This is a genomic window from Clostridium sp. UBA6640, assembly GCF_002455975.1.
Lineage (GTDB): Bacteria > Bacillota > Clostridia > Clostridiales > Clostridiaceae > Clostridium_J.
This window is the reverse complement of record NZ_DKLM01000129.1, coordinates 18,955-28,671: the sequence shown is the minus strand read 5'-3', so window position 1 is coordinate 28,671 and position 9,717 is coordinate 18,955. Positions and strand designations below refer to the sequence as shown.

The following is a 9,717-nucleotide window of genomic DNA, read 5'->3' as shown; positions in this document are numbered from 1 at the left end:
ACTTTAGTCGTGAGAGGTTCAGGAACAGATTATGATTATAAGAGAAGCTTTATTCCTTCTATATCCTCAATAACGGTTTTTAGGATAGATTTAAAAGCTGAAATATATTCAGAAGGTTCTTCGATTTTGTTAATCAAATAGATAATTCGTTCTGGTGGTTCATGAGAGAATTCCTTCATTGATAAATTAGGTTCTTTTAAAAACACATCCAGAGCAGAAGTGGGAACAAACGTCCACATATTCTTTTTAGAATTTAGAAGAAATTCTTTTACCTGAAGGATTAAATCAGATTCAATATATGGATCGCATTTGCCGCAAAACCAGTGGCTGAACCACATATCATACTCAGTTGAATAAGAGGAATAAATTGCATTGGCGGCATCTAACATACCTGGTTCTACAAAGGATGGGTAGTCAGAATCTTTTCGGCAGATAAAATGCATTTTTTCACTATATACGGGGACGGATGTTATTTTATCAAAATAAAAATTTGCACCAACTAATGCTAGATCCAATGTACCATTAGCGATACGCTGGTAACATTCCTTATAACTGAAGGTTCGAAGTTTTAAAGTGAGGTTCGGATAAATCGACATCAAGCTATTGTAAACCTTTTGCAATATATACAGGTGTGGGCCATCAGAAGAAGCAATTCGAAATGAGGGATAAGAATCTTGGGAATCAAGGTTCTTTATATCATTCCAAACGGCCATAAAACGATTAGCCAGTGGGACAAAAGCTATTCCCTTTTCGGTTAAGTCAATACTTCGTTGCCCTTTTCGCCGGGAAATCAGCTGTTCCCCTAGTTCAGTCTCGAGTTGTAAGATTCGCTTGCTTAGTGCTGGCTGGCTGATATGAATCGATTCAGCAGCCTTTGTCAGTGTTTTGCATTTTACTACAGCCAGAAAAGCTTCAATATCACTATATCGCATAAAACCACCTTCTTTTTCTATTAATATAACTATTCGTTATATTATAAATCTAATAGTTTCATTATTCAAGAGAGGGATTCTATGATATTCTTTAATTAGTATAATAATGTTTGGAGGAAATAATATGTTATTAGGATATGAAAAAGTATCATTTTTGAATTCACCCACACCACTGGAATATTTAGAAAATATTTCCAAGGAATTGGGAGTAGAGTTTTATATTAAGCGTGATGATTTAACAAATTTGGGTATGGGTGGAAATAAGCTTCGAAAATTAGAGTATATCCTACATGAAGCACAAAAAAATGGTGCAACAAGATTACTGACAGTTGGTGGTGTTCAAACAAATCATGGTCGGTTAACTGCTGCCGTAGCAACAAAATATGGCCTGAAATGTACCATCGCTATGATTGGTGATTATCCTGGCGAGTTATCGGCAAATCTCTTACTAGATCGAATTATGGGGGCTGATATAGTTCTTAAAAATAACGATGGAAGAGCGGAACCAGAACAATATGATGATCTAGTCAAAAAACTTATAAAGGAATACGAAGAGCAAGGAGAAAAAGTATATTATATTCCTATGGGAGGTTCTGACGATGTAGGATTCCTGGGATATTACGAGTGTGCAATGGAACTTACAGAACAAGCTAATGCAATGGGAATCGGCGACGCACGTGTGTTTGCGGCAACTGGCAGCATCGGTACATTTATGGGATTATGTNNCGTAAAAATGAAAAGTCTACACTCAATTGTACTGGCATTGCAATAAGTCCTTTTGGAGAGTACAAGGAAGACTGCCTTCTGAAGCTTTTTTATGAAGTGAAAGAAAAATATGATCTTAATATTACCGCTGAGTTGGCTGACTTTGACATTGAAAGAGATTATGTCAGAGATGGATACAATATGCCGTCAAAGGAGGTAAGAGAGGCAATTTATTTGATGGCTAGAAAAGAAGCTATTTTGCTTGACCCATGTTATACTGGAAAATGTTTTGCAGGTATGCTTGATATGATTCGTGAGGGTAAAATAACTCCTGGGGAAAAAATTATCCTTATACATACCGGGGGAACACTCGCACTTTATACAAAGCATCACCGTATTGAGTTTGAAAAGGAACTTATTGAAGGTGTAAAAATATTAGAGTAGTTCATTTATAAGGAATCGAAGATCAGTTATTAATTAAACTGATCTTCGATTTTTAATGAAATTTCAGAAAATGGAGGACAAGCCATATGGCACAAAAGAAAGAGTATAGAATTAAAGTTGAGGGACAATTAATCCCGGTAACAGAAGAAGTCTATTTGACATACTACCGCATGAGGCGTAGAGAACTTCATCATACGTTAGGATAGTTGTCCTATAGAAAGAATAATATATAATAGAATTAAGACACTAACTTAAAGAGAATAATTATATCTAAAGATAATAAAAAGAAAATAACATATGCTAAAGAATTTAAAGCCTCAGAAAACAACCTATAACAGTTACCATCACAAGTCTTTATGAAGAATTATGAGAATATATTAATGGATTAAGGCAAGTGAGAAAGACAGTAATAAATCATCAACTAATGATAAATAAACTCACAAATAGACTTCTTGAGATAAATTACATGTACTTCTTGAAACATCAACACATTCAGAGAGGAAATTTTCAGAACACTATAGAAGAAAAGGCATCTTTGTTGATGAGGCAAAGAGCTGTAAAGAACAATTCCTAAAAATTAATCAAACTACTATAGAAGATCCAAAAGAATTAAAAGAAAAAAGATACAGAAATGATGTCACTGAACCTAAATTGAAATTAGCGAATGAAATATCCAAAGCTTTGAATAAGGATATATAAAAAGTATTTGAACTAGGGGATTAACGGGATGTGATACTATGTTATGTATAAATCCAGCGAGGTATAAAGTATTATGAAGAAGTTTAAATTTTTTAAACTATTTGCTGTGGTGGCTATTGTTGGACTAGTGTTTATATATAAGTTTATAGAAGCACATAACAAAAGACTAGTTTTGGAAACATTTAATAATATCAATGAGGTGGTTATTGATATTAGCGCCAATACTATAAAAATATCGAGCAGGGATGATATGGATAAGTTAAGAAATCTACTTGATGTTGGATCTTGGAATCAGCTGATTTATTATAATAAAAAATCTTTTCCTGTGATTTCTATAATGCTTGATGAAGTTGATATAGGAATTTATCAAGATGAAGATACTGTCAATGTAAGCTACGGAGGCAAAATTAATCATTATAGGGTAAAGAGAGAAATAAAAAATAAATTGACTGAATTTATTAAAGTTCGTTAATAAACTGTGGTCTAGTGGCTTGAAGCAACCTTATAAATTGCTTCATTAGATTAATTTAGTTGTAAAGATATTCAACATTTTAAGAATAACTAGGTATCAGCATAATAATATTCTTACCTAGTTATTCTTAAACACATAATTTAAAAATTTTTATGGAAGTTTACACAAAATTCTTGATAGACTTACTGCAAGCTCTTATTATTTCTACTATGGAAAAACAGAGAAATTAATATACCCTTTTGCTACATTATTTCCTGGAACTTCTTCCCCTATTGTTTCTTTATTCTTTAGCTGACTTATTCTTTTCCAGCTAATAGTTCTGCCTGTTACATAAAAACCTACCCCTTGAGCAGGTACTACAGTCCAGATATCAACAGTATCACCCTTTTCCGCTTTTGTGGATATATCAGAATTTCTTTGACTATATCTTAAAATTTTCTTTTTATTATCCCCAATATTATCTGGTTCCCAAGTATACTCTTCATTTGAAACCCATGTAGTGGTGCCTACACTGGGGTTGGTGTAAGAGAACTTATGGCTATCTGTAGCCTCTGATGTATCATTAAAATAAGTGCCTCCAGGTAGAGTGCCGGCTTCTTTCATTTTTATGAATTTAGTTTTCATATCATCTTCTACACTAGCGACAATAGTAACTGGCAAACCATGAATATAAATAGTTTCCCCTGCCTTTATTTCCTTTTGCACTGGACCTTTGCCGGGGTCAAAGACAATCATATAAAAATGCATTTTACCTTGAAGCACTTTTATTTCATTAATCTGTACCATACTTGCTTTTTCAGCCCCCATAGTGCCTAAGGAAGCATGAACCTCCTGAACTATCTTTTTTGTCTTCCCTATACTAGCCTCAAGCTCACGAAGGCTTCTGCTCAAGAACCCACTGGTTACTGAGTTTATAATCGTTTGATCATTTGAACTTAGTACATTAATTAATCCCTTAAATCGTTTAGTAGCCTCATCTGCTTCTGCTAATGCCTTTTTTAGCTGAATTATACGGTCCTTATTTTCCTCTGGGTTTACCTCTAAATTCTTTATTTCTTTCACTAGCTCAGCTTTAGCTGCCACAAAATCGTCAGAGGCCTTATAAGCCTGCTTTCTAATTTGCTCCGCTTTAGCCCCCTTTATGGTCTCCACCTTGAGTTGAGCTACAGAATCTGCTAAATTTGCTATGGCTACTTGAGCAGCAGCCAATGTAGTCAAAACAGATACTTGCCTAAGCATAAAATAGCTAGAAGGATATCTAAAAAACATATTACCCACCTCTCTTAATGCTCCTCTATTTTTGTGCCTTTCCACTCTTTTTGATTTACCTTTTCTTCATATCCAAAGCTTCCCTCAAAATAAGGTTTATACTTTTCATCCCATTTAATTCTCATTATAAAATTACCACGATTAGCATGGTGAGTTACCTCTGGGTTTGTGTGCTCAGACCAATACCCTCTAAGTATTCCTGTATTGCCTTCATTAGTTAATAAACCTACTAATTTTCCTCCTGGGGCCCAATCATAATTTCCTTCAACCTTCACCCCTGTAATATACTGTTCTATTGGAGTTTTAAAAAATGGGAAGGGCATCTCTTCAGTGATATCTGTCATTTTGAATTTTATCTTGCCATATTGGGTTTGCCACGTTCCTTCCGGAGTAGGGTAATGAGTTTTTATCATTGCGTACATATAGGAATCATAAGCCATCTCAATTCTATTTCTTACCCTTCTGGCATCAGTGCCATTAAGACCATTCTCCCTTAAACATTTCTCAATGGCATCAAAATCATAAGGATGCTCTTTAGCACACTTTGCTACAATGTCTCCATATTGATATACATCTCCCCCTATCTTTTGAATTACAAAAACAATAACTGCCACAAAGGTGCTTGCAATTGCTGCTAGTATGGGGTTAATCCTCATGGGATCATAAGTGTAGTAACCATTTTGCTCAAAAGGACAACTGCGCCAATACTGATGATTAAAAGATCTACTTTCATTAAAATACATCGCAAATCTCTCCATAAAAAACTTACATAATATTATATGATGCAAGAGAGACTTTGTACCTAATTAGGCATTACTTTCATTTTAGGCAATATACGAAAAACCTCTAAAAGTACAATATTTAAACTTAACCATACCCCGCCGAAAGCATATAAGGGACGGTTCATAATTATATCTTAAGTAAATTTAGATTATAGAATTAAACCTATTAAGAAAAGGCTGCCAAGAATCGCTACTCCATGCAATAGCTGAAATGTCACCACAAAAATAGTGTACGTCTTCTGTGACCCAGCAACCATAGCAAGAGATTTAAAAATACTAAATGACTTAGGATATAAACCCTAGAAGTACAACCAGTAGATATGTTTCCGCAGACGGCACATGTGGAGACTATTGTGTTGATACAATGAGCTGATACGTAGAAATCCTTTGTTTTAGGCACCTTTCCAAACATATCATCTTCACAGCTGAGGGTGATAAAATCAGAAATAAGGTCATTAAAAACTATATCAATGTTTCTGTGGTGGTTGATATAGAATGTGGGGATACAAGAAAATAAAGGTGGAGAATTAAAGGGGTACTGTGAAAATGGTACTCCTTTTCTCTTAATTTAGACGTTCAGAAATGAGCGTCTTTTTGTTTGTAACAATATACCTATATAAAATATATGACAAGTAATAAATTTATTATTATAATATTACAGCATTGTGGTCCTTAAGTTCATGATTTCTGCGTTTTTAGTTCTGTATTTTATAACACAACACAGAATACTCGGTACTTCAGTGCTGAGATGAATGTGCCATAAACTTCTCGTTGGAAATGTAGAAAAAGACTTAAAGAATATAATAAATCAACTTGCAAATAATAATAGAATAACCATTGTAGAAATGGAAACTTACAAAGATTGAAAATGCATTAAAAATCAACAGAAAAAATAAAGGAGGAATTTCTCTAGTGGCAAACTACGTTTTGACACTTCCATTGAAAACGGAAAAGTGGCAAGAAGATATATTAGAAAAAAGATTAAATATTGCTCGTCAAATCTACAATGCTTGTCTTGGAGAAATTCTTTCAAGATATAGATTAATGCAAAGACAAAAAGAATATGGTCTTGCAATGAAAATGAAAAAAGGTAAAAAACGTAATGCAATATTCAATAAACTTAGAAAAGACTTTGGTGTAACTAAGTTTGACCTAAACAAGTTTGTAAAGCCTATGGGGCAAAAGTTTAAACAAAACTTAGGTTCTCAAATGGTTCAAGAAATCGCAGAACGTTCTTTTACTTCTTTTGAAAAATTAATCTTTGGAGAAGCAAAGAAAGTCAGATTTAAAGCTTTCGGCGAGTTCTATTCTGTACGTGAAAAAGGAAATGTCACAGGTTTTAGATATTTCGAAGATAGAAATGTAATGAAATGGCTTGGGCTAACAATGCCAGTAATCATAAAAAGAAATGATGAGTATGCACATCAATGTTTTTTAGATAAATTAAAGTTTTGCAAACTTGTCAAAAAAGTTATCCGTGGTAAAAATAGATATTTTGTTCAAATGACTTTTGGGGGTGTTCCACCACAAAAGAAAAACCGTAAGGTTTCTACTGATGAAAATTCTCGTGTAGGTCTAGATATTGGTACTTCTACTCTTGCTATCGCAAGTGAGAAAGAAGTTAAAATATTAGAACTTGCAGAAGATATAAATATAGACGAAAAACTTAAAAGAGTTCTTCAAAGAAAACTCGATAGACAACGTAGAGCAAATAATCCCAACAAATACAATGAAGATGGCACAATTAAAGCAGGAAATCGTGAGAAATGGGTTCAAAGTAAAAATTATATCAAAACTAAACTTGCACTTGCAGAAATTCAAAGGAAAATATCAGATAAGAGAAAACAATCTCATAATAAACTTGCTAATTATATACTTTCTCTTGGCCTTGATGTAAGAGTTGAAACTATGAATTTTAAAGGACTTCAAAAAAGAGCAAAAGAAACTACTGTAAATGAGAAAACTGGAAAGATTAATAGTAAGAAGAGATTTGGAAAATCTCTTAGTAACAAAGCACCGAGTATGCTTATAACTCTTATAGACAACAAACTTCAATACTATGGTCTTTCAATTAAGAAAATAGATACTTACAAAGTAAAAGCAAGTCAATTTGAACACTTCACAGAAACTTATGTTAAAAAGCCATTATCAAAACGTTGGAACAAATTTGAGCAAGGAACTATCCAAAGAGATATGTATTCTGCATTTCTAATAATGAATACAAAGGATAACTTAAAAGAAGTAGATATAGATAGAGCAAATAGAGCTTTTGAAGACTTCTTCAAGCTGCATAATAAAGAAATAGAAAGAATTAGAAAATTAGATAAAAAACAAATAAGTAGCATAGGACTATAAAAGTCCATACTACTTTGGGGCATATGGTTTTGAACCGAGCCAATATGGTGAACCCCGTAGGGCCATAATAGTTTCAAGGGAAACTTTGCCCGATAAAGTCTTAGGGAAACCGAACCAGTATTTGGTGTCAACCGATATTGCTTTAGCAATTATCGGCTATCCAAAAGAAGTTTGGATAGTACCTAAGAACCTTACGACTTTAGTCGTGAGAGGTTCAGAGTATCTTCGTATAACCCCAATAATATGGTTTGGGGGTCTCTACCAGGAATCCAAAATTCCTGATTACGAAGAAGATATCTTATGGGTATTTTCTTCGTAATCAGGAATTTCTATTATTTAACATTTATTATAGAAAAGGGGAATAATATGGAATTAATAAAGTTACCTAAAATTGAGTTGCACTGTCACTTAGATGGTAGTGTTAGACCTGAAACAATTATTGATATAGCACAGAAGGAGAATATAACTATTCCTAGTTCAGATATTAATATTATTAGAAATATGATGATTGCGCCTTTAGAATGTACCTCTCTTTCCGAGTATTTGGAAAGGTTTGAATTACCTATAGATATTATGCAGTCTAAGGAAAGCTTAAGAAGAATTGCTTATGAACTTATGGAAGATGCATCAAAAGAAAATACAAGATATATTGAAATTAGATTTGCACCATTACTTCATACTAAAAAAGGATTAACTATTGAAGAAATAATATCAAGTGTATTAGAAGGAATTAAAGATGGAGAAAATAGTTATGATATCAAAGGTAATTTAATACTATCTTGTTTGAGGTATGCCCCTGTAGATACTGTTTATGATGTGGTAGAAGCGGGAAGAAAGTTTTTAGGAAAAGGTGTAGTAGCTATAGATTTATGTGGTAATGAAGAAGCGGAGTTTTCTAAAAGATACATAGAGCCTATTGAATTAGCTAGAGAATATGGATATAGAGTTACTATTCATGCTGGGGAAACAGCAATTGGGGAAAATGTGTTAGATGCTGTACAAATGCTTAAAGCTGAAAGAATAGGTCATGGAGTTTTTATAAAAGACTGTCCTGAAGCTTATGATATTGTAAAGAATAAAGCAATAGCACTTGAGATGTGCCCAACTAGTAATATTCAAACTAAGGCAGTAAATTCTTATGGAGAGCATCCTATTTTTAAATTTTACACTAATGGAATAAAAGTGACAGTTAATACTGATAATAGAACTGTATCAGATACAACCTTAACTAATGAATATAATGCTATACTTAAAGAGTTTAATTTAACTTATGAAGATTATAAAAAAATTTATCATAATAGTATTGATGCAGCTTTTGCTAATGAAGAAATAAAGGAAAAGTTAAGAAAATTAATATAAAGAATATATAAGCGGGCTGTTGCACTAACTAATTAGTGCAACAGCCCATTTTTGTGCAAAAAAATAAATCTTGAACTTGGATAATGGGGTATTTAGGGTAAAATATTAGTATGATAAAACATAACATTATAAACAAGCTGAAATTAGCAGTATATAAATAAAAATATATAATCATGAATTATTCACCAAATTTATTTTGAGAACATATTCTTAAAATAAATTTGGTGATTATTTTTGTAACATATTTTAGGAATTTGGTTAAAAAAACAAATATTTATAAAGAATATTTATCATTTATCCTTAAAAAGGCTTAGACTTTCCCTTTTATTTAAAGTATTTATATTTATTAAGTGTTGGTAAAAAAGTTAATATCATTAGGGATACCCCCATAATTAATATTTCACCTGTTGATTTTATTATGGTTTTATTTATAAGAAAAGCTATTAAAATCATATATCCACCAATAAGTAAATATAAAAATCTTTGGCAGAATATAAATTTTCCTTTATTTGAAATAACTTTTCCATCTTCTTCGTACATTGCAAGGATTTTTTTCCAAGGCATTAATAAGGCCAGTAAGAGTTGTAAAATTCCTGCAGCAATCAATATTATAATAATAAAATTTTTCAAGTTAGATCCTCCCTACAATTAAAGAACTATAATATAATTTAATCGTCTAATTTAATATTAATTACATTGT

The 9,717-nt window shown here is 32.4% G+C and carries 9 protein-coding genes, 1 pseudogene and 1 riboswitch; of the genes and pseudogenes, 6 read left to right on the top strand and 4 right to left on the bottom strand.

Features of this window, described 5'->3' with window-relative positions; all coding sequences use genetic code 11:
• Positions 1–35: 35 nt before the first annotated feature.
• Positions 36–932: a LysR family transcriptional regulator gene (locus B2W91_RS14080; protein ID WP_291582045.1), complete on the bottom strand. Its 897-nt coding sequence runs from the start codon at positions 930–932 to the stop codon at positions 36–38.
• 106 nt (positions 933–1,038) lie between these two features.
• Here B2W91_RS14080 and B2W91_RS14075 point away from each other — a divergent pair, with 106 nt between their 5' ends.
• The 3 genes from B2W91_RS14075 to B2W91_RS14065 all read left to right on the top strand — a co-directional run bounded on the left by B2W91_RS14075 (position 1,039) and on the right by B2W91_RS14065 (position 3,252).
• Positions 1,039–1,704: a 1-aminocyclopropane-1-carboxylate deaminase/D-cysteine desulfhydrase gene (locus tag B2W91_RS14075; protein WP_422653276.1), complete on the top strand. Its 666-nt coding sequence runs from the start codon at positions 1,039–1,041 to the stop codon at positions 1,702–1,704.
• A complete protein-coding gene (locus B2W91_RS14070; RefSeq protein ID WP_291582039.1) occupies positions 1,653–2,081 on the top strand; it encodes a pyridoxal-phosphate dependent enzyme in 429 nt (142 codons plus the stop codon). Before B2W91_RS14075 ends, B2W91_RS14070 begins: the two co-directional genes overlap by 52 nt.
• A gap of 772 nt (positions 2,082–2,853) precedes the next feature.
• Positions 2,854–3,252, top strand: a complete 399-nt coding sequence (locus B2W91_RS14065) for a hypothetical protein (protein ID WP_291582036.1) — start codon at positions 2,854–2,856, stop codon at positions 3,250–3,252.
• A 207-nt stretch (positions 3,253–3,459) separates the two neighbouring features.
• Here B2W91_RS14065 and B2W91_RS14060 read toward each other — a convergent pair whose 3' ends face one another.
• Positions 3,460–4,521 (bottom strand): hypothetical protein, encoded by a 1,062-nt coding sequence (locus B2W91_RS14060; RefSeq protein ID WP_291582033.1) that lies wholly within the window; start codon positions 4,519–4,521, stop codon positions 3,460–3,462.
• A 14-nt stretch (positions 4,522–4,535) separates the two neighbouring features.
• Positions 4,536–5,264: a hypothetical protein gene (locus tag B2W91_RS14055; protein ID WP_291582031.1), complete on the bottom strand. Its 729-nt coding sequence runs from the start codon at positions 5,262–5,264 to the stop codon at positions 4,536–4,538.
• A gap of 208 nt (positions 5,265–5,472) precedes the next feature.
• Here B2W91_RS14055 and B2W91_RS14050 point away from each other — a divergent pair.
• The 3 genes and pseudogenes from B2W91_RS14050 to add all read left to right on the top strand — a co-directional run.
• Positions 5,473–5,671, top strand: a pseudogene (locus B2W91_RS14050) (23S rRNA (uracil-5-)-methyltransferase RumA); the annotation flags it as partial.
• Positions 5,672–6,215: 544 nt separating this feature from the next.
• Positions 6,216–7,658 (top strand): transposase, encoded by a 1,443-nt coding sequence (locus B2W91_RS14045; protein ID WP_291582028.1) that lies wholly within the window; start codon positions 6,216–6,218, stop codon positions 7,656–7,658.
• Between the two features lie 205 nt (positions 7,659–7,863).
• Positions 7,864–7,963, top strand: a riboswitch (purine riboswitch).
• A 61-nt stretch (positions 7,964–8,024) separates the two neighbouring features.
• Positions 8,025–9,017, top strand: coding sequence for an adenosine deaminase (gene add, locus B2W91_RS14040; RefSeq protein WP_291582025.1), 993 nt, complete (start codon positions 8,025–8,027; stop codon positions 9,015–9,017).
• 324 nt (positions 9,018–9,341) lie between these two features.
• Here add and B2W91_RS14035 read toward each other — a convergent pair whose 3' ends face one another.
• Complete coding sequence (locus B2W91_RS14035; RefSeq protein ID WP_291582023.1) at positions 9,342–9,647, bottom strand: hypothetical protein; 306 nt, start codon at positions 9,645–9,647, stop codon at positions 9,342–9,344.
• Positions 9,648–9,717 lie beyond the last annotated feature (70 nt).

Bases quoted from the DNA above. Each gene is read 5' to 3' on its own strand.
- B2W91_RS14080 (WP_291582045.1), bottom strand. From the start codon at position 932: ATGCGATATAGTGATATTGAAGCTTTTCTGGCTGTAGTAAAATGCAAA.
- B2W91_RS14065 (WP_291582036.1), top strand. From the start codon at position 2,854: ATGAAGAAGTTTAAATTTTTTAAACTATTTGCTGTGGTGGCTATTGTT.
- B2W91_RS14060 (WP_291582033.1), bottom strand. From the start codon at position 4,521: ATGTTTTTTAGATATCCTTCTAGCTATTTTATGCTTAGGCAAGTATCT.
- B2W91_RS14055 (WP_291582031.1), bottom strand. From the start codon at position 5,264: ATGTATTTTAATGAAAGTAGATCTTTTAATCATCAGTATTGGCGCAGT.
- add (WP_291582025.1), top strand. From the start codon at position 8,025: ATGGAATTAATAAAGTTACCTAAAATTGAGTTGCACTGTCACTTAGAT.